The 19,066-nt window shown below is 32.6% G+C and carries 19 protein-coding genes and 1 pseudogene; 8 read left to right on the top strand and 12 right to left on the bottom strand.

Features of this window, described 5'->3' with window-relative positions:
* The first annotated feature begins 450 nt into the window (after window positions 1-450).
* The gene (locus FVF61_RS05915; RefSeq protein ID WP_148454343.1) at window positions 451-1,842 is read left to right on the top strand and encodes an exopolysaccharide biosynthesis polyprenyl glycosylphosphotransferase; all 1,392 of its coding nucleotides are present in this window, start codon (window positions 451-453) and stop codon (window positions 1,840-1,842) included.
* Window positions 1,843-2,129: 287 nt separating this feature from the next.
* On the opposite strand, the gene FVF61_RS05920 is transcribed toward FVF61_RS05915, so the two are convergent.
* Complete coding sequence (locus FVF61_RS05920) at window positions 2,130-3,305, bottom strand: lipoprotein N-acyltransferase Lnb domain-containing protein (RefSeq protein WP_148454345.1); 1,176 nt, start codon at window positions 3,303-3,305, stop codon at window positions 2,130-2,132.
* Window positions 3,306-3,313: 8 nt separating this feature from the next.
* Window positions 3,314-4,384 carry a putative type IX sorting system protein PorV2 gene (locus FVF61_RS05925; protein WP_233586713.1) on the bottom strand — a complete coding sequence of 357 codons (1,071 nt, stop codon included), beginning with the start codon at window positions 4,382-4,384 and terminating at the stop codon, window positions 3,314-3,316.
* Between the two features lie 129 nt (window positions 4,385-4,513).
* Here FVF61_RS05925 and FVF61_RS05930 point away from each other — a divergent pair, with 129 nt between their 5' ends.
* The gene (locus tag FVF61_RS05930) at window positions 4,514-5,266 is read left to right on the top strand and encodes a CDP-alcohol phosphatidyltransferase family protein (RefSeq protein WP_148454348.1); all 753 of its coding nucleotides are present in this window, start codon (window positions 4,514-4,516) and stop codon (window positions 5,264-5,266) included.
* Between the two features lie 61 nt (window positions 5,267-5,327).
* A complete protein-coding gene (locus tag FVF61_RS05935; RefSeq protein WP_148454350.1) occupies window positions 5,328-6,200 on the top strand; it encodes a DUF808 domain-containing protein in 873 nt (290 codons plus the stop codon).
* A gap of 110 nt (window positions 6,201-6,310) precedes the next feature.
* Here FVF61_RS05935 and FVF61_RS14325 read toward each other — a convergent pair.
* Window positions 6,311-6,412: pseudogene (locus FVF61_RS14325) on the bottom strand (LPS export ABC transporter ATP-binding protein); the annotation flags it as partial.
* A gap of 199 nt (window positions 6,413-6,611) precedes the next feature.
* Between FVF61_RS14325 and FVF61_RS05945 the strand changes: the two are divergent.
* Complete coding sequence (locus tag FVF61_RS05945; RefSeq protein WP_148454352.1) at window positions 6,612-6,923, top strand: GIY-YIG nuclease family protein; 312 nt, start codon at window positions 6,612-6,614, stop codon at window positions 6,921-6,923.
* A 25-nt stretch (window positions 6,924-6,948) separates the two neighbouring features.
* On the opposite strand, the gene FVF61_RS05950 is transcribed toward FVF61_RS05945, so the two are convergent.
* The 5 genes from FVF61_RS05950 to FVF61_RS05970 all read right to left on the bottom strand — a co-directional run bounded on the left by FVF61_RS05950 (window position 6,949) and on the right by FVF61_RS05970 (window position 10,080).
* Entirely contained in the window at window positions 6,949-7,215 is a 267-nt protein-coding gene (locus FVF61_RS05950; protein ID WP_148454354.1) for a hypothetical protein, read from the bottom strand.
* On the bottom strand, window positions 7,184-7,924 hold the full coding sequence (lptB, locus tag FVF61_RS05955) for an LPS export ABC transporter ATP-binding protein (RefSeq protein WP_148454356.1): 741 nt from the start codon (window positions 7,922-7,924) through the stop codon (window positions 7,184-7,186). Before lptB ends, FVF61_RS05950 begins: the two co-directional genes overlap by 32 nt.
* 74 nt (window positions 7,925-7,998) lie before the next feature.
* Complete coding sequence (locus FVF61_RS05960) at window positions 7,999-8,346, bottom strand: carboxymuconolactone decarboxylase family protein (RefSeq protein ID WP_148454358.1); 348 nt, start codon at window positions 8,344-8,346, stop codon at window positions 7,999-8,001.
* A complete protein-coding gene (tatC, locus tag FVF61_RS05965) occupies window positions 8,339-9,163 on the bottom strand; it encodes a twin-arginine translocase subunit TatC (RefSeq protein ID WP_148454360.1) in 825 nt (274 codons plus the stop codon). Before tatC ends, FVF61_RS05960 begins: the two co-directional genes overlap by 8 nt.
* Entirely contained in the window at window positions 9,163-10,080 is a 918-nt protein-coding gene (locus tag FVF61_RS05970) for a KpsF/GutQ family sugar-phosphate isomerase (protein ID WP_148454404.1), read from the bottom strand. Before FVF61_RS05970 ends, tatC begins: the two co-directional genes overlap by 1 nt.
* A 253-nt stretch (window positions 10,081-10,333) precedes the next feature.
* Between FVF61_RS05970 and recQ the strand changes: the two genes are divergently transcribed.
* The 4 genes from recQ (at window position 10,334) to FVF61_RS05990 (ending at window position 15,864) form a co-directional block, all read left to right on the top strand.
* Window positions 10,334-12,535 carry a DNA helicase RecQ gene (recQ, locus tag FVF61_RS05975; RefSeq protein WP_148454362.1) on the top strand — a complete coding sequence of 734 codons (2,202 nt, stop codon included), beginning with the start codon at window positions 10,334-10,336 and terminating at the stop codon, window positions 12,533-12,535.
* 244 nt (window positions 12,536-12,779) lie between these two features.
* A complete protein-coding gene (locus tag FVF61_RS05980) occupies window positions 12,780-13,712 on the top strand; it encodes a peptidylprolyl isomerase (protein ID WP_148454364.1) in 933 nt (310 codons plus the stop codon).
* Between the two features lie 102 nt (window positions 13,713-13,814).
* Window positions 13,815-14,513, top strand: a complete 699-nt coding sequence (locus FVF61_RS05985) for a tetratricopeptide repeat protein (protein ID WP_148454366.1) — start codon at window positions 13,815-13,817, stop codon at window positions 14,511-14,513.
* 118 nt (window positions 14,514-14,631) lie between these two features.
* A complete protein-coding gene (locus FVF61_RS05990; protein WP_148454368.1) occupies window positions 14,632-15,864 on the top strand; it encodes a hypothetical protein in 1,233 nt (410 codons plus the stop codon).
* Window positions 15,865-15,931: 67 nt separating this feature from the next.
* Here FVF61_RS05990 and FVF61_RS05995 read toward each other — a convergent pair whose 3' ends face one another.
* The 4 genes from FVF61_RS05995 to FVF61_RS06010 all read right to left on the bottom strand — a co-directional run bounded on the left by FVF61_RS05995 (window position 15,932) and on the right by FVF61_RS06010 (window position 18,854).
* Window positions 15,932-16,909 carry a BamA/TamA family outer membrane protein gene (locus tag FVF61_RS05995; protein ID WP_148454370.1) on the bottom strand — a complete coding sequence of 326 codons (978 nt, stop codon included), beginning with the start codon at window positions 16,907-16,909 and terminating at the stop codon, window positions 15,932-15,934.
* 187 nt (window positions 16,910-17,096) lie between these two features.
* On the bottom strand, window positions 17,097-17,837 hold the full coding sequence (locus tag FVF61_RS06000) for an outer membrane beta-barrel protein (RefSeq protein ID WP_148454372.1): 741 nt from the start codon (window positions 17,835-17,837) through the stop codon (window positions 17,097-17,099).
* A gap of 6 nt (window positions 17,838-17,843) precedes the next feature.
* Complete coding sequence (locus FVF61_RS06005) at window positions 17,844-18,338, bottom strand: glycine zipper domain-containing protein (protein WP_148454374.1); 495 nt, start codon at window positions 18,336-18,338, stop codon at window positions 17,844-17,846.
* 18 nt (window positions 18,339-18,356) lie between these two features.
* The gene (locus FVF61_RS06010) at window positions 18,357-18,854 is read right to left on the bottom strand and encodes a nuclear transport factor 2-like protein (protein ID WP_148454376.1); all 498 of its coding nucleotides are present in this window, start codon (window positions 18,852-18,854) and stop codon (window positions 18,357-18,359) included.
* Window positions 18,855-19,066: the final 212 nt, after the last annotated feature.

The following is a 19,066-nucleotide window of genomic DNA, read 5'->3' on the forward strand; positions in this document are numbered from 1 at the left end:
TACGGTCAATGTAAGCTTCACCAAAAATGTGTCATTATAAGGAGTGACACTAGGTAAAGCCAATATTGAGCTTGCCGAAGTGAAGCCTCGAAGACATCAAAATAAATAGCTATATTATGATTAGAAAACCATAGGTATCATATATTTTACTCACTACCCATAATCTCACGTCACTTCGAGTGAAACCGAGGTACGAGGTTTTGTATAGAGAAGCACCCCACACCTCACAACCTCACGTCACTTCAAGTAAAACCGAGGTACGAGGTTTTGTATTGAGAAGCAACCCACACCCCACACCCTCACGTCACTTCGAGTGAAACCGAGGTATGAGGTTTTGTATCGAGAAGCAACCCACACCCTACACTCCACAACACATTACACATAACATAAAATAAACTTGTATAAGTTTTCAAACTTAGTATCTTTACCCTTACTTAATGAAAGATTTAAATGTCCAAAAATGACATACATTTTAATATTTCTGAGAGAAAGGTTCTATTAAGAATAGTAGATATTCTCTCTATTTTGGGAATGTTATATTTAATAAGTTCCTTATTTGCTTTCGATTATTTTTCAGTAACTAAAGAGAACTGGACCTGGGTTGTGGTCCTATTATTATATATCAGTGTCTTTGGTACCATCTTTGAACTTTACGATTTACAAAAGGCTAGTAAACTGGATAAAGTAATTAGTAACATATTTTTAACAGCTTCTTTTACTGTTTTATTTTATCTGTTAACCCCTTATTTTACGCCATTTCTTCCTACCAATAGATTGCAGATTGTCTATTTTTATTTGGCTATTATATTGGCACTTCTTATTTGGAGGTTCATTTATGTGAATTTTATAACCTCACCTAGGTTCTATAAAAAAGTGCTTATTGTAGGTGAAATTTCAAATATTGAATCCATTATCGATGCTTTTAAAAACTCAGATCCAAATTATAAAATTGTAGGGTTTATTAACTGCGAATTATCTCAAAAAGATAGCATCAAGTTTAAAGGAATAGCTGAATATGCTTGTACAGAATTGCATCAAGTGATTGAGAAAGAAAAGATTTCTGAAATTATTGTAGCTAGTTATAATGCCGAAACCATTACCACTGAAATTTATAACGATTTAATTTTACTTTTAGAACGTGGGTTTCCTATTAAAGAATATACTCAGGTGATTGAGGATATGACCTATAGGGTACCAGTACAATTTGTTGGAAAGGATTTTTATAAATACTTCCCCTTTAGCCGAAGCAATCAGAATAAATTTTATTTATTTTACCATCGGCTTTTTGATACCCTATTTTCATTTGCAGGCGTAATAGTTGGACTCTGTATCTTACCTTTTATTTTATTAGGAAACCTCATAGCAAATCGTGGCCCTTTATTCTATTTTCAAGACAGAGTGGGTAAAAATGGCAAAGTGTTTTCCATAATAAAATTTAGAACCATGATTATTGATGCCGAAAAGCAAGGTGCTGTTTGGGCAGAAAAAGATGATATTCGGGTCACAACTTTTGGGAGATTCTTAAGACGTTCTCGATTAGACGAATTCCCTCAGTTTTTAAATATATTAAAAGGAGACATGAGTTTAATTGGCCCAAGACCAGAACGACCTTACTTTGTAAAAGAATTATCTCAAGTTATTCCATTTTATGAAACCAGACACATTATTAAACCTGGTCTAACGGGTTGGGCACAAGTTAAAGTGCGTTATGGTTCTACCGTAGAAGATAGCCTTCTGAAATTGCAATACGACTTGTATTATATTAAACACCGAAGCTTCTTTTTAGATGCCAATGTGATTGTAAAAACTCTAAGCACCATGGTATTTTATAGAGGACAGTAGAGTTTTTAGGTAATAGGGATTAGGAAATAGGCAATAGGGATTAGGCAAAAGGCATAAGGAATTAGGAATTAGAAAAAGAAAATAGACAAAAGAAAATAGACAAAAGATAAAAGATAACTTGTCATTGCGAGGAAGGAACGACCGAAGCAATCTCATGATTAGAAACGAAGATGAATTTGAAGTCGAAGATGAATTTGATAATCTTAAAGGATTAATTTATCTAACATCTAACATCTAACATCTAACATCTAACATCAATTCACGAATCACGAATCACGAATCACGATTCACAACGCACCATCATAATACCAAACCAAATACACATACCGTACAGCAAGTGCTATAAAAAGAGGAAGTAATGCAATAGCAAACACCTGAATGCCAACTAGCCAATGAAAGCAAAGTAAACACAGCATAATAATTAAGAATTTTAAATACTTAATAAACCATTGCTTTGGAGATTTATTTATGACTTGTTTAATAACGAACAGGTTTAAAGCAAAAGCCCAAAGCAGGTTGTAATTTTGAGCAGTCGCTTCATGGTCTGTTGCAAACCAAAGTAATAAGATTAATATACCAATACCTCCAGTTATCGAGAATAACAGTATGTCCAGAAGCTTGGTTCTTCGTTGGTTTTTATAATCGAAATAGGTGATGCCAATAATTAAAATTCCTAAAACACTAAAAATGGTAAAAGGACTAAATAAAATCTGTTTAGAATATTTAATCTCTCTTTGTTTAAATATCACTTGGTCGTTTATTACTAATGAATCTCCATTATTTAAGTTAGCTTCATTAAAAAAAGCATGAATGTATTTAGGTAAAAACATATACTCTTCTGGAGTGGCTGGTTGATCTATAACAGATCCCAAGGCAATATCTATTCCTACAGAACCCCAGGAATTAGCATCTAACTGGTTCTGGATAAGGGTTCGAAAGGTTTGGGGTTTAAAATCTTCAGGGTTATTAAATACTATTGGACTGTCTACATTTTTAACTAACACCTCTTTAATTTTAGTGGCACAATTATCATAGAAAAAATCGTATAAATAAGCTCTGTTTTCAGGTTTGTAATTGGATTCTAGATAGTCGAACATCTGCTGTTTCTCTGTTTGACTGAGATGTAAAGTCTGCTCTTTAATAGTTCTGTTTTGATAGACATAACTATTATAAAAGTCTTCGAAATAATTTCTCCCAATAAGATAGTTTAGTTTTCCTTGGGCAAATTTGGTGTAAAAGTTTGGGGTATTAAAATCGTAGATTCCATAATTATAAACCAAATCCACGCCATATCTTTTATCTTTAATTCTATAGGCACTATGTCCAAAAGCATCGTTTAAAGAAGTTCCAGGCGCAATGGTTAAAACGCTTATTTCAGCAGTGTCCGACAGTCTTTTGGATTGAGAATAAGAGTTAAGAACAAATAAAAGACAAGTAATACGTATCAAGAAAGCATGTCTCATAAGCCTTTTTATCTAAAGATACTGAAATCTATTTTTAGTGAAAACACATTGGAATACAAAGCCACACTTTGATCGCCAATATCTGTAAAGGCATAATCTACTTGAATGCCTTTATATTTAAAACCAACACCAATACTTGGTTGGAAACTAACACGTTCTTCATTATCTAATTGTAATTCATTTTGAAAATTACCAACTCCAGTTCTCAAATAAATCATATCAATATATCCAAACTCTAATCCAAGAGCTGGACTGATGCTGGCAAAAGAAGTAGAAATAATGTCGTTATTTTCTTCAAAACGAATGTTTAAATCTACTTCTGCCAAAAGAGAATAATCGTATCTAATAATAAATTTTTTAGCCACTCCAAACTGTAACTTAGGAATGGTTATTTCGGTGGTTTCTGGGAGCTCTTGATTCTGCCCTTCTACAGCATCCTGGATGGTAGCAAATTCGTCTTCATCTATAGCCCAAGCATTAAAGGTTGTTGTGATATCTCTAGCCATAAGACCAAATTTCCATTCGTCTCTGGTTTCAAACTGAATGGCTGCATCGAGTCCAAACCCCCAGGAAGAGGCAAAATCTCCAATAATTCGACGAATAACTTTGGCATTAATTCCATAATTAAAACCATCTAAAGGTAATTTTCTGGCATAAGAAAAAGTCACTCCATAATCGGCAGTAGAGAACAAACTAATTCTATCGTAGTTAATATGTCCTTCGTCGTCTATAAGTTGGGTGGTATTTAAGATATCATCTACTGCAAATCGAATGACAGAGATCCCTAAGGAGCTTCTATCGTCAATGGGCATAGCAAATCCAATATAATCGTAATTGGCAATGCTCTCAAAATAACTGGAATGCATCAAAGCCATTTGTTTGTCTTCTAGATGAACTAGGCCAGCAGGATTCCAATACCCTGAATTAACATCAGCAGAAAAAGCAGTAACAGCATTACTCATACCTAAGGCTGCAGCATCCACACCAATATTCATAAACTCGTTAGAATATTTTCTAACAGCTTGACCGAATACCGTTACTGTAATAAGGAATAGTAAGGTTGTGAATGTCTTTTTCAAAAAACAATTAATTTTTGCAAATATGCCATATTTTTTCAACATATTAAACTTGAAAATGTAGTAGTTATTGTATAATTGTTGTATTAGACGAAAATTCTTTGTTATTTTTACATGAAATAAGTCCTTTAAATGAAAAAACAGATCCCTAATTTTATAACCCTTTTAAATTTGTTTTCTGGTTGTATAGCAGTGTTACTAGCTGTTAATAATAATTTTGTAGCAGCAGCTGGTTTTGTTGCTTTAGGAATATTTTTCGATTTCTTTGATGGTTTATTAGCCAGAAAACTTCAAGTTCAAAGTGAATTAGGCATCCAATTAGATTCGCTAGCAGATATGGTTACCAGTGGCTTAGTACCTGGAATTGTCATGTTTAAATTACTGGCTATATCTAGTAATGCGCCAGATTTGGTAGCTTTTTCTAAGGAATGGAATTCTGCCTTACACTGGCAAGGATTTCAATTTGCACCTATAGCCTTATTAGGGTTTCTAATTACCATGGCATCAGCTTATAGATTGGCTAAATTTAATATAGATGAAGAGCAACAATCTTATTTTAAAGGCTTACCAACACCAGCAAATACCTTATTGATTATTTCGCTGCCCCTAATAATGGAATTTCAGAATAACGATTTAATAAATTCTATCATCATTAACCCTTGGTTTTTAATAATTTTAACCTTTGTAAGTTCTTATTTACTAGTGTCTTCAATTAAGTTATTTGCCTTAAAATTTAAAGACTGGAGTTTTAAAAATAATGCCATTAGATATATCTTTATCATGCTATGCTTGGTGCTTTTAATTGTGTTGCAGTTTGCAGCTATCCCTTTAATTATTTTAGTTTATATCGGATTATCTTTAGTAAATCAGAAAGGAATTAGTTAGTATTCAGTATTCAGTAATTCAATTGGAATTTTGTATTTGTAATTTAGAATTTTTATAATTTATGGCCTCCGGATTTTTTGCCTTATTAGATGATATTGCTACCCTTATGGATGATGTAGCAGCCATGAGTAAAATTACTACAAAGAAAACAGCAGGAATTTTAGGCGATGATTTAGCTGTAAATGCTGAAAAAGCATCAGGATTTGTATCTTCCAGAGAGTTGCCAGTACTTTGGGCCATTACTAAAGGGTCTTTTTTAAATAAACTGATAATTTTACCCATTGCTTTTTTATTAAGTGCTTTTTTACCTTGGGCAGTCACTTTTATTCTGGTTTTAGGAGGTGTTTATCTGGCTTTTGAAGGAGCCGAAAAAGTCTATGAATTTTTTGTACCACATAATGAAGAAGCACATATTTTGGAAGTTGAAACACCATCCAAAACAGATGTCTTAGAATTGGAAAAGAAGAAAATTAAATCGGCCATTGTTACCGATTTTATCTTATCAGTTGAAATAGTTATTATAGCCTTGGGAACAGTTGTTGGAGAACCACTTTTATTTCAAGTATTAGTTGTGTCTGTTGTGGCTATAATTGCAACCATAGGTGTTTATGGGATTGTAGCTTTAATAGTTAGAATGGATGATTTTGGTTTGCGATTAGTGCAATTAGGTAACGGAAAAGGGTTTTTAAAGTTTTTTGGAAACCTCTTAGTTCAAGCTTTGCCAAAAGTTATTAAATTGCTATCAATTATTGGAACCATTGCTTTATTACTGGTGGCAGGTGGTATTTTTTCACATAATTTGGAGTTTCTACATCATGTCTTAGAATCTTGGCCAAGCCTATTAAGAGAGTTTATAGTGGGCTTGATAGTTGGGTTTGTGGCTTTGTTGCTGTTTAAACTTGTAAAAGCACTTATAGGGAAGTTTAAAGATTGAAGATTGTTAATTGGATTTATGAGCATAGAGCATAGAGCATAGAGCATAGAGAGTAGAGGATAGGATATTGAACTTTAAATCTTGAATCTAGAATTTTGAACCCTGAATTGTTACTCCCTAATCTTTTTCTTACGTAACTCAAAGTTCTGACCTAAATAGACTTTTCTAACCATGTCGTCGCTAGCTAATTCTTCAGGTACCTGGCTTTTAAGATTGTTTTTAAAAGCAAGGGTTAGTATGGTCAATAATAAAATGCCATTTATGTATAAAGAGGACGATTTTTTTATTTATTTTTTTCAGGTGAAAAAAGTAAACTATAGCCTAAGTAAATGGGCTTATAATTAGATATGATATCCTTTACTGTCATTCCTGCGAATGCAGGAATCCAATAATTTAACGATTTACATCTTCATGTACAAAGCCATACATCAATATTATCTTTATGTTTTAACCAATAAAACCAACGGCACTTTATACATTGGTGTTACTAACGATCTTGAACGAAGAATATTCGAACACAAAAACAAATTAGTTGCAGGTTTTACTAAAAAATACGGGTTAAATAAACTTATATATTTTGAAACGTTTCAATATGTTAATGATGCCATAAAAAGAGAAAAGAATATGAAGAAATGGAAACGCCAATGGAAAATAGATTTAATTGAAGAAGAAAATCCTTGTTGGAACGATTTATCAAAGGATTGGATTTATTTGATTGATTAGGGAGTTTATATAACATTTGAAAGCTTTACATTTTAAGTAGATTCCTGCTTTCGCAGGAATGACAAGTTTCTGCTTTTGCAGGAATGACAGAGGATACAGGATTACGAAATAGGGTAAAGCTAAGTGGATTCCAGCTTTCGCAGGAATGACAAGTTTCTGCTTTTGCAGGAATGACAGAGTCAGAAATTGTACGAAGACCTAAAGCTTCTAACGGACAAGCCGTTGGAATTTGGAATTCAGTTTTTTTGGAATTTGAAGATTTATTCCCTAATCTTTTTCTTACGTAACTCAAAGTTCTGACCTAAATAGACTTTTCTAACCATGTCGTCGCTAGCTAATTCTTCAGGTTCACCAGCTTTAAGAATGCTACCTTCAAACATTAAATAAGTTCTGTCTGTAATGGCTAAGGTTTCTTGTACGTTGTGATCTGTAATAAGAATACCAATGTTCTTTTTGGTAAGCTGTGCTACAATACGTTGAATATCTTCTACGGCTACTGGATCGACTCCAGCAAAAGGTTCATCTAATAAAATGAAGCTTGGATCTGTAGCTAATGCTCTGGCAATTTCTGTACGTCTTCTTTCGCCACCAGATAATAAATCGCCTCTACTTTTTCTAATATGACCTAAACCAAACTCTTCAATTAAAGACTCCATTTTATGGTGTTGCTCTTTCTTACTTAATTTGGTAAGTTGTAACACACTTAAAATATTATCTTCTATACTTAACTTTCTAAATACAGAGGCCTCTTGAGCTAAATAACCTATCCCATTTTGAGCTCGTTTATACATGGGATATTTGGTGATATTGGTTTTGTCTAAATGAATGCTCCCACCATTGGGTTTAATTAAACCTACAATCATATAAAACGAAGTCGTTTTTCCAGCACCATTTGGACCTAAAAGACCAACAATCTCTCCTTGATTCACTTCAAGTGAGACATCTTTAACCACTTTTCGTCCGTTATAGGACTTCATTAAATTGTCGGCTTTTAATTTCATATAACTAGGTAATGGCTGCTAAAATAGTAAATTAGAAAGACAAGACATGTTTTAGACTTTTATTTATTATAAGTTTAACGTGTTTCTTCTAAAGCATCCCAAAACTCATAAGCACGACGTAAATGTGGAATTACTATGGTGCCTCCAACTAAGGTTGCAATACTTAAGGCCTCCACAACTTCTTCTTTTTTTAATCCTTCTTTATAACTGGATTCTAAATGGTATTTAATACAATCATCGCAACGTAGAACCGTAGATGCTACTAATCCTAATAACTCTTTTGTTTTAACATCTAGAGCACCTTCTTGAAAGGCATTGGTATCTAAATTAAAAATACGTTTGATAATTTTATTGTTATCAGCTAAGATTTTATCATTCATTTTAGAACGATAATCGTTGAATTCGTTTACTATATCAGACATGGTATTTTTCTTTTTTCTTTTGATTTTTAACTACTATTTTGGAAATATAAATGCTTACTTGGTAAAGCACTAATATGGGAATGGCAACAATTATTTGACTGGCAATATCTGGTGGTGTAATAATAGCAGATAGCACTAAAACTATAACCAGAGCAAACTTTCTGTATTTTTTTAAGAGCTGAGGTGTTACCAGGCCAATTTTGGTTAGAAAATAGATAATAATGGGCAGTTCGAAAATAATACCTGATGCTAAGGCAGAAGATCTTACCAAAGAGATATAAGAACTGATATCTATTTCATTTGAAATTTCACTACTAACACTATAGGTTCCTAAAAAGTTGATAGATAAAGGCGTTACTATATAATAGCCAAATAATACGCCAAGAAAGAATAAAAAGGATGAAATAATAATAAAGCCTCTAGAATGTTTGCGTTCGTTTTTATGTAAGCCAGGACTTAAAAATTTCCAGAACTGATAGATAACATAAGGAAAAGCAATTACAAAACCAGCATAAATAGAAGTCCAGATATGGGCAGAAAACTGTCCAGCCATGGTTCTATTCTGTATTCTAAAAGGGAATTCATCTAAACAAAAGGTGGTCTCTATGCCTATGTATTGAGACATACTACATAACCATTTGTAAGTTGGAAAACTCATTTTTTTAGGGCCAAAAATAAGGGTATCAAAAATAAAATCTGAAAAGATAAAGGCTCCAGTGCCACATATGAGAATAGCAATAGTAGCCCGAATTAAATGCCAGCGTAAATCCTCTAAATGATCGAGGAAAGACATTTCGTTCACATTTTTTTTTGCCATTACAGTATGCCTTCTTTAATTAAGTCGTGTACATGAACTACACCAGCATATTTACCCTTTTTCTCTACCAGTAATTGGGAAATACCATACTTTTCCATATGCTCCATGGCATCTACAGCCATGGCATTAAAGTCTATTCTTTTAGGATTTTGACTCATGATGTCTTTTGCAGTTAAGGACGTAAAATCATCTGTTTTACTTAACATACGTCTTAAATCTCCATCTGTTATAATGCCAATAATCCGATCGTCTTCAACAACAGCTGTTACCCCAAGCATTTTTTCGGAAATTTCAATTATAATTTGTTTGATTCCTGTTTGTAATGAAACTTTAGGTTTTTGGTTAACTTCAGATAAATCGCTTACTCTTAAATACAGTTTTTTGCCTAAAGCACCTCCTGGATGATATTTTGCAAAGTCTTTACTTGAAAACCCTCTTAATTCTAATAAACATACGGCTAAAGCGTCACCTATTACTAATTGAGCCGTTGTACTAGTTGTTGGAGCCAAATTGTTTGGGCAGGCTTCTTTTTCAACATAAGCATTTAACACATAATCTGCCTGTTGTCCTAAAAATGACTCTGGATTGCCAGTAATGGCTATCATTTTGTTTTTAGCATTCTTAATTAAAGGAACTAATACTTTAATTTCTGGTGTATTCCCACTTTTTGAAATACAAATAACCACATCGTCTTCTAAAATTAAGCCTAAATCGCCATGAATGGCGTCGGCAGCATGCATAAAAACAGCAGGAGTTCCAGTAGAATTTAAAGTAGCTACAATTTTAGTAGCTATTATGGCACTTTTGCCTATTCCTGTAATAATAACTCGGCCTTTTGAGTTATAAATTAGCTCTACACTAGCTGCAAACTCCTCGTTAATTAACGTAGACAAATTTAAAATGGCCTTACTTTCCATTTCAATGGTTTGTTTTGCAGTATGTATAATAGAATTCTGGTTGTTCAAAATTTATTATTTTTTTGGGTTGATGCTTTTAAAGATTTTATTATCTTTAAAGTAATTCAAAAACGAACTGATTTTATGTGCGTTTAATTGCGCTACAAATCTAACGAAATTTTTTTTGAGTGTTCTCTAAATACATTAGGATAATTAATAGCTATTTTTAATTTAATGTATTTTATTAAAGTGTAAATTAAAATTAAAAAGATTCATGTCGATAGTTGAAAAAGACTTACAAGGTGCTTTAAAAAAATATTTTGGCTTTGGTAAGTTTAAAGGATTGCAAGAACAAGTTATAAAAAGCATTTTATCTGGTCATCATACATTTGTTGTCATGCCAACAGGAGGTGGTAAATCTTTATGTTACCAATTACCTGCTTTGATGCAAGAAGGAACAGCCATTATAGTTTCCCCTTTAATAGCCTTAATGAAAAATCAAGTAGATGCCATTCGAGGCATCTCTAATGATGAAGGCGTAGCTCATGTTTTAAATTCTTCTTTGAACAAAACAGAGATTAAGAAAGTTAAAAAGGATATTGTTGATGGCATTACTAAATTATTGTATGTTGCGCCAGAATCACTTACTAAAGAAGAAAATGTCGAGTTTTTACGCTCTGTAAAAATTTCGTTTATGGCTGTTGATGAAGCCCACTGTATTAGTGAATGGGGACACGATTTTCGTCCTGAGTATAGAAACTTAAAACACATCATTCAACGCATTGGTGATAATATCCCAATTATTGGATTAACGGCTACAGCAACACCAAAAGTGCAGGAAGATATATTAAAAAACTTAGCCATACCTAATGCAAGAACCTTTAAAGCATCTTTTAATAGGCCTAACTTATATTATGAAATAAGACCGAAAACCAAGCAAGTAGATGCAGATATTATCCGTTTTATAAAACAAAATTCTGGTAAGTCTGGCATTGTTTATTGTTTAAGTAGAAAGCGTGTTGAAGAATTAGCACAAACCTTACAAGTTAATGGTATTAAAGCTGTGCCTTATCATGCTGGATTAGATGCTAAAACTAGAGCCAATCATCAAGACATGTTTTTAATGGAAGATATAGATGTGGTGGTTGCAACTATTGCTTTTGGAATGGGAATTGACAAACCAGATGTGCGATTTGTAATACATCACGATATTCCTAAAAGTATTGAAAGCTATTATCAAGAAACAGGTCGTGCTGGAAGAGATGGAGGCGAAGGTCACTGTTTGGCATTTTACGCCTATAAAGACATTGAGAAATTAGAAAAATTCATGTCTGGAAAACCGGTAGCCGAACAAGAAATTGGACAAGCTTTATTGCAGGAGGTTGTAGCTTATGCAGAAACATCCATCTCTAGACGAAAATTTATTCTTCATTATTTTGGGGAAGAATTCGATAATGAAACTGGCGAAGGTGGCGATATGGATGATAATGTACGTCACCCAAAAAAGAAACATGAAGCTCAAGATGATGTTAGGTTGCTTTTAGAAACAGTAGTTAGTACCAACGAAAAATATAAGTCTAAAGACTTAGTCAATGTGATTATTGGGAAAGCCAATGCTCTAATAAAATCTCATAGAACAGACGAATTGGAGTTTTTTGGAAAAGGAAAAGATAAGGATAAAGGATATTGGATGGCTTTAGTAAGACAGGTATTAGTATCTGGTTATTTAAGTAAAGATATTGAAACTTATGGCGTGATTAAAATAACAGATTCTGGAAAGCAATTTATTGAAAAACCAGAGTCTTATATGATGACAGAAGATCATGTATTCGACGATTCTAGCGATGATCATATTATTACATCAGCAAAAGGAGGTGGTGTATCGGCCGATGAAAACCTGATGAATATGCTTAAAGACTTGCGAAAAAAGAATGCCAAAAAACTAGGCGTACCACCTTTTGTTATATTTCAAGACCCTTCTCTAGAGGATATGGCTTTAAAATATCCAATAACTATAGACGAACTAAGTAATGTCCATGGTGTTGGTGACGGGAAAGCTAAAAAATATGGAAAAGATTTTGTGCAACTGATAGCTAATTATGTTGAGGAAAACGATATTATTCGTCCAGACGATATGGTGGTAAAATCAACAGGAAGTAATTCTGCTTTAAAACTGTATATCATTCAAAATATAGATAGAAAACTACCATTAGATGATATTGCTTCTGCTAAAGGTATGGAAATGAAAGATTTTATTAAAGAAATGGAAGCCATTGTCTTTTCTGGCACCAAATTAAATATCAATTATTGGATTAATAATATTTTAGACGAAGACCAACAAGAAGAGATTCATGATTATTTCATGGAAGCAAAAACTGATAAAATAGATGATGCTATTGACGAGTTCGATGGCGATTATGATGATGAAGAACTACGATTGTATCGTATTAAGTTTATTAGTGAGGTTGCTAATTAGTGTCCAGTCTCGGTTACAGTTTGAAGTTTTTAATAATGATAGATTTTACAAACACGATTCCTTTGTGAATCTTTGTATTTCTCAGCGTAGCTTTGCGTAATAATTTCTTGTCGGTTGGAATTTAGTTTTTGGAATTTGGAATTTGTTTTTTGAAATTTCAATGTCTATAACTTCAAAAATCTAATAAGGTTATTCGTTAATCGTAATTCATTCCGTATCTTTGCACTTTATTAAAAAAAAGAACATGCAAGACGGTTTATACGCAAAATTCAATACCAATAAAGGAGACATTTTAGTGGCTTTAGAATACAAAAAAGTACCAGGAACAGTAGGGAACTTTGTAGCATTAGCAGAAGGTAACATGGAAAATTCAGCTAAAGCTCAAGGAACACCATATTATAATGGGTTAAAATTTCATAGAGTCATCCCAGATTTTATGATTCAAGGTGGTTGTCCTCAAGGAACTGGAACTGGAAATCCTGGATATAAATTTGACGATGAGTTTCATCCAGATTTAAAACATTCAGGACCTGGAGTGCTATCAATGGCAAATGCAGGACCTGGAACCAATGGCTCTCAATTTTTTATCACACATATCGAAACCCCTTGGTTAGATAACATGCATACCGTTTTTGGACATGTAGTTGAAGGACAAAATGTGGTTGATACGATTGCTCAAGGTGATGAATTAACAACTTTAGAAATTGTTAGAGTAGGAGCAGATGCTGAAGCATTTAATGCTATTGAAGCTTTTAGAACCTTTGAAGGTGCTCGTGAAAAAAGAGTAGCTGCAGAACGTGAAGCTAAAAGAGCAGAATTAGATAAATTAGCAGTAGGTTTTGAAGAAACCGAAAGTGGTTTACGTTATCAAATACTTCAAAAAGGAACAGGAAAAAAAGCAGAAAAAGGACAAACAGTTTCTGTACATTATAAAGGGCAATTGCCAGACGGAACAGTATTCGATTCGTCATACAAACGCAAACAACCTTTGGAATTTCCAGTAGGAGTTGGTCAAGTAATCGCTGGTTGGGATGAAGGGATTCAATTATTAAACGTTGGAGATAAGGCCAGACTAGTTATACCTAGTGATTTAGGGTATGGCAGTCGTGGAGCAGGAGGAGTGATTCCTCCAGACGCAACCTTGATATTTGATGTAGAGTTGATGGGAGTCTCGTAATTTTCAATAGTAAATAGTAACAAAAAGTAAAAAAAATCGTCTCATTTATAATGAGACTTTTTTTTACTCGTTATTTTCTTATAACCATTCAATCAAATCAAAATGGCAACTAAAACTTTATTATTTACTTTTTTACTATTAGCAATTGCTACAAGTTGTTCAAAAAATATTGATTATTCTCAAGAACATATTAATCAAACTTCAGGACGCTACCTATTCAGTCCAGATGAGGTTGTTGATGTGTATTACGATAGTAATAAATTGTACCTAAAGTGGCGAGGAGCCGAAAAGCTAGAACCTGTCGTTTTAGATGAGCATACTTTTTTTGTAGCAGATATGTATAAAAAACTGCGTTTTGTTCAACAGCCAGAAACTAAAAAATATTACTTATCAATTATTCCTGAAGATGAAAATGCACCATTAACTTACGATTATTTAAAGGTTTCAGATTCATTTAAAACGCCAAGCATGTATTTACAAAGTAAGAATTATTCAAAGGCTTTAGAGGGGTTTTTAGAAATTAAAAAACAGGATTCTACTAGTATTTTTATAGAAGAAGGTGAAATTAATGAATTAGGTTATGAGAAACTAAGAAAAAAAGAATTTCAAGATGCCATTGAAGTATTTAAAATAAATGTGGCTTTATATCCTGATAGCGATAATGTGTATGATAGTTTAGCTGATGCTTACTTAAGACATGGAGATAGTTTACAAGCATTTAATAATTATACCAAAGCATTAGAATTAAACACTGGGAATAAGAGAGCTAAGAAATTTATTGAGACATATAAAAAGAACTAGAATTAAGGTTTTTAAATATTTTAAACAAGTAAGCAATTCAATAGAAGTACTTTTTTTATGTCTCAATGTAAATGGTATGTGAAATTTGATTAACTTTTATCAAACTTAAACCAACCACATGAAAAACCTATGCTTATTAAGTGTAGCTTTATTACTCTCTTCTGTTTCTAATTCACAGGAACGGTTTTTAACTATTGCATCAAAAGACTCTATAAATAACCTGCCTAAATTTAAAACCAGTTTGGGTGTTAATATGAAGCTCAATGGCTATTATGATGTTTTTGGTGGCTTAAATGAATCTGAAACTTTTAACGTTGGAATGATTAATGTTTTCGGAACAGATGATTCCAGTAGTTTGCATGTAGATTTATACCAATCGCAAATAAATTGGACCTCTCATTTTGTTTTAGAAAATGGGAAGGTTCTAAAAGCTGTTCTAGAAACAGATTTTTGGGGAGGTAATGGACATATGCGATTAAGAAAAGCTTATATCGAATCTGTACATTGGCAAGTTGGACAAACATGGAATAATTTTGGGGATGAAGATTTATGGCCAAATATTATGGAATGGGAAGGACCCCCTTCTGGAGTTTGGTTAAGAACACCACATGTTAAATATACGAATACCTTTAAAAATCATAATTGGATCTATCAAATAAGTTTAGAAGCTCCAATTACAGATTATAATCGGTATGATGAGTTAGAACCTTTGGTTGAAGAAACAAATCAAACTACTCCAGATCTAACCTTTGCTGTGTCTTATAAAAAAGATTGGGGACATATTAGAGCTGTGTCTCTACTTAGGAGCGTTCGATATAAACTAGAAGGAGATACAGACAACTTTATAGGTTATGGTTTTGGGTTAAGTGGCATTTATAAGGTATCTCAAAACAATTTTCAATTTCAAATTACTGGAGGAAAGGGTATTACTGCGTATCTAACTACCATAACTGGATTAGGTTATGATGGTTATCCAACAAGTAATAATTCGTTTGAAGCTACACCAGCTCTAGGAGGTTGGATGTCTTACGAATATTATTTCTCTAAAAAATGGCATAGTAATTTAGTTATTGGTTATACAGAATTTCATTTAAAAGATATGCAACGATTTATCCTTACTGAAAATGACCAATTTCCAGAGGTTTATTTAAATGGAGATGTAGAACATAGCCATTATTATGCATTATTTAATGTGATGTACGATTTGTTAGATCGATTAACCTTTGGCTTAGAATTAGATTATGGCGTAAAAAAACTAAAAACTAAGGGAACTGTTGAAAATGTTCTTGTGGACGATGTTATTTCTAGAAATGCTATGCGTATTAGTTTCGGGTTTATGTTTTACTTTTAAAAAGAATAATAACAGAGTAAAACAACTATTTTAATTAAATGGCCTGTTTTAATTTAATTTTTAAAAACTAGAACGCTTCTCCAATTCTAAAATAAACACCCCAATCGTCTTTACCAACTGCAGCATCAATACCTATATTAATTTTTTCTTTTTTAAAAGCACGATATCGATATCCAATACCAACTCCAGGTAATAGTTCACCATCAAAATCTTCGTTATCAGATCCAAAAAGCGTGGCTATACCGGCAAACCCAACAACACCCATACGTTTTGCAAAATTTAAACGATATTCACCTTGAAGTGCAATTACTGTATTGCCACGATACTTGCCTTCAGAATACCCTCTAATATCATTGCCTCCAACAACCGTTTGTTGTTCAAAGGCAATGTTACCTAATCCAATTGTACTTGAAAAACGAGCGGCCAAGACATCTTTTTGATCTCTCATGGCAAAATATTGGTTGTAGTCAGCTTTTATTTTGTTGGCCTTTGCTTCATTTCCAAACCACTCGGCAAAAGTTATCCATTTAGCTTTAATCTTTTTTCCTGTGGTAGGATAATACACATCGTCTCTAGTGTCATATAGAGCATTAAATTCCAAACCATTAGTTGTTGTTGTTGTGGTTTTATCAGCAATATTGTCTTCAAAAACTGTATCGTAATTAGCATACGTATAGGTTATACCGCCATATAATTTAGTAACTATTTTTCTTTGAATACCAATGCTAAAAATGGTGGCATTTGTTCCATAGTTATAGAATTCTGAACTATTAAATTCCTCTACAAAAAATTGTGAATTAAGGTCTCCAATTGCAAGAAACAGTGTTCCACGCCACTTATCTTCATTAAAATAAACCTTATTGAATATGCCTATAAAGTATGATTTGTTAGTTGTATATACACCAGCAGCGCCAGATAAGGATTTAGGCGAAATGGTATCCTGCTTATTTGTTCGATACATAACCATTGGAATAGCTCCAAACATAAACTTCACATTTCGGTTATAACTTAAAAACGGCATCACTGTGAAGTCTACATTTTTCATATCAACTTTTTTATTAAGGCTATCAGTTGTTTGGGTTTGCGCCTCGGATAAAAGTGAAATGAAACATACAAAGACTAATAAGATATAGTTTTTAATCAAAATAAATTAAATATTAAAAGAGTTATTAAAATAAGTTTGTAATAAGTGTTAATGTTTGAATCTCAAATTTAACATTAATTTATTAATTCTATTTTTCAATTGAAGGCGTTTCAACTTCTTTGTCTTTTTTGTTTTTTCCACTACCAATAGGTATACCAATTCCTAAATATACAGACCTGTTATATTGTTTGCCTTCAGCGTCATTTTTATTAATATTAACCAAGCCATAATAATATTTTAAGTTTATATTCATTCCCATATTAGTTAAAATCTTATAATTAACACTAGCCATTAATCCAGCATCTAAAGCGGTGGTTTGGTCTTTAATATCTAACTTATAATTTAAATCTTCTTTATCTTTAACTTTATTTGTAAATACATCATGAGCTTTATATCTTAAACCAAGCATAGTACCTAATCCACCATAAAAATGGTTGCCAAGCTTTCGTTTTATAACTAAAGGCACATTAAAATAATTAATTTTTCGTTGTATCGATCCACCTTCAAAAGCAGCATCTAAATCAGCATCATTTAAACTGTAAACAGCAATATCTTCAGCTCCCATAGTAGATTTTACAATAACTCCTGTGTTAAAAACCCATTGTGGATTTTTTTTAATATTGATATCGAAATAAAATCCTAAATAAAAATTAGGGCTGGTATTAGAAGAAATACCTTTTAAACTTGAAAAATCGGCTCCTCCATCTAAACCAAATTCTATGTTTTCTGAGTTTAGTTTATCTCCAAATAAAAGGGATATTAATACTTGTGAATGAGTTTGGTAGCCTGAAAACAAAAGTATTATCAGGAGAATAGAATGTTTTTTCATAGATTATTATTTTACCGTATATCCTTTCCCTTCCATACATGCTGAAAAAGCTTTGTTATAATCCTCACTCATAGCTTTTTCTTGACTTGCAGCAGCCTGATTGTTGTGTTGTTGCTGTTTTTGGTCGCCAGCAACTTTTGCTCTTCTACCTCTTAAAGCACCAACAACGGCTCCAATAGCTGCACCTTCTCCAGCATCTCCAGCAATGGCACCTATAGCTGCACCAGCAGCTGCTCCACCTGCAGCTCCAACAACGGCTGTTCCGTCAGGAGATTTATCTACTTGAGCAGCTTGAACCTTTGTAGGATTCATTGGATCAAATCCGGTTTGATTCATTGCCCATTTGTAACAAGCAGCTTCATCCGCATCTTGAGTCGCTTGATCTTGATTGTTTGCAGGAAAAACAAATAATCCTAAACTGGAAGCTATGGTTTTGTTTTGAGCTTGAGCTACATAAGTAAAGGTAAGAGTAAGTATGAATGTAAATATGATTTGTTTCATGTTGTAAAATGATTAAGTTTATAATTCGATCGGGTTAAAGAAAATATAGCCTAATTGTTCCAGAACATCTGCTTCATTATAGAAGGTATAGCTTTTTATGATTTTATTGTTCTCTATCTGATAAATAGAATTAGCCCAAATAATAGCAGACCCTTTATTACCTTTATAGTCAATTTTTAACTCAGCCCAGTTAGAAACCCAATCTCCTTGATTGTCTCCGGTTGTAATTTTTAAGGCTGCATTTCTAGATTTATCGTAATGGATTTTTTTATATAAATGTTCAACATTGTTTTTCCAATTAGTTATGGCTTGTTGTTTGTTGATGGTATCTCCATAAGATGGCCCTAATCCTAAGTATTTTTCATCTAGATATAAATCCATAGCATCAAAATCTATACTCTCGACTGCTGAAACATATTTCTCGATTAGGTCTAGGTTTTTTTCTGAATTATCTGCTTCAGAAGAACAACTCATTACAAGAGTTATAGTGATTAAAACTAAAATTATTTTTTTCATCTTTATAAAATTAAATAGAATTTTAAAGTAGGTACTAAGATATATATTTCTTTGTATTTATACATTATAGTTAATATTTATCTATTTAAAATTTAACACCGTCTAAAGACTACATATATAATTATATTTTTTTGATGTTTTTATATGGATAGATAATGATACCTTTATGCCATAAGAAATTTGATATGGTTAATAATACAAAATCTCATCGA

Source organism: Xanthomarina maritima, from assembly GCF_008084905.1.
In the GTDB taxonomy this organism is placed as follows: Bacteria; Bacteroidota; Bacteroidia; order Flavobacteriales; family Flavobacteriaceae; genus Xanthomarina; species Xanthomarina maritima.

Excerpts from the sequence above, each read along its gene's own strand:
- FVF61_RS05935 (WP_148454350.1), top strand. The coding sequence starts at position 5,328 with ATGGCCTCCGGATTTTTTGCCTTATTAGATGATATTGCTACCCTTATG.
- FVF61_RS06005 (WP_148454374.1), bottom strand. The coding sequence starts at position 18,338 with ATGAAACAAATCATATTTACATTCATACTTACTCTTACCTTTACTTAT.
- FVF61_RS05985 (WP_148454366.1), top strand. The coding sequence starts at position 13,815 with ATGGCAACTAAAACTTTATTATTTACTTTTTTACTATTAGCAATTGCT.
- FVF61_RS06010 (WP_148454376.1), bottom strand. The coding sequence starts at position 18,854 with ATGAAAAAAATAATTTTAGTTTTAATCACTATAACTCTTGTAATGAGT.
- FVF61_RS05930 (WP_148454348.1), top strand. The coding sequence starts at position 4,514 with ATGAAAAAACAGATCCCTAATTTTATAACCCTTTTAAATTTGTTTTCT.
- FVF61_RS05990 (WP_148454368.1), top strand. The coding sequence starts at position 14,632 with ATGAAAAACCTATGCTTATTAAGTGTAGCTTTATTACTCTCTTCTGTT.
- FVF61_RS05960 (WP_148454358.1), bottom strand. The coding sequence starts at position 8,346 with ATGTCTGATATAGTAAACGAATTCAACGATTATCGTTCTAAAATGAAT.
- FVF61_RS06000 (WP_148454372.1), bottom strand. The coding sequence starts at position 17,837 with ATGAAAAAACATTCTATTCTCCTGATAATACTTTTGTTTTCAGGCTAC.
- tatC (WP_148454360.1), bottom strand. The coding sequence starts at position 9,163 with ATGGCAAAAAAAAATGTGAACGAAATGTCTTTCCTCGATCATTTAGAG.
- FVF61_RS05915 (WP_148454343.1), top strand. The coding sequence starts at position 451 with ATGTCCAAAAATGACATACATTTTAATATTTCTGAGAGAAAGGTTCTA.
- FVF61_RS05970 (WP_148454404.1), bottom strand. The coding sequence starts at position 10,080 with ATGGAAAGTAAGGCCATTTTAAATTTGTCTACGTTAATTAACGAGGAG.
- recQ (WP_148454362.1), top strand. The coding sequence starts at position 10,334 with ATGTCGATAGTTGAAAAAGACTTACAAGGTGCTTTAAAAAAATATTTT.
- FVF61_RS05995 (WP_148454370.1), bottom strand. The coding sequence starts at position 16,909 with ATGAAAAATGTAGACTTCACAGTGATGCCGTTTTTAAGTTATAACCGA.
- FVF61_RS05980 (WP_148454364.1), top strand. The coding sequence starts at position 12,780 with ATGCAAGACGGTTTATACGCAAAATTCAATACCAATAAAGGAGACATT.
- FVF61_RS05945 (WP_148454352.1), top strand. The coding sequence starts at position 6,612 with ATGTACAAAGCCATACATCAATATTATCTTTATGTTTTAACCAATAAA.
- lptB (WP_148454356.1), bottom strand. The coding sequence starts at position 7,924 with ATGAAATTAAAAGCCGACAATTTAATGAAGTCCTATAACGGACGAAAA.
- FVF61_RS05920 (WP_148454345.1), bottom strand. The coding sequence starts at position 3,305 with ATGAGACATGCTTTCTTGATACGTATTACTTGTCTTTTATTTGTTCTT.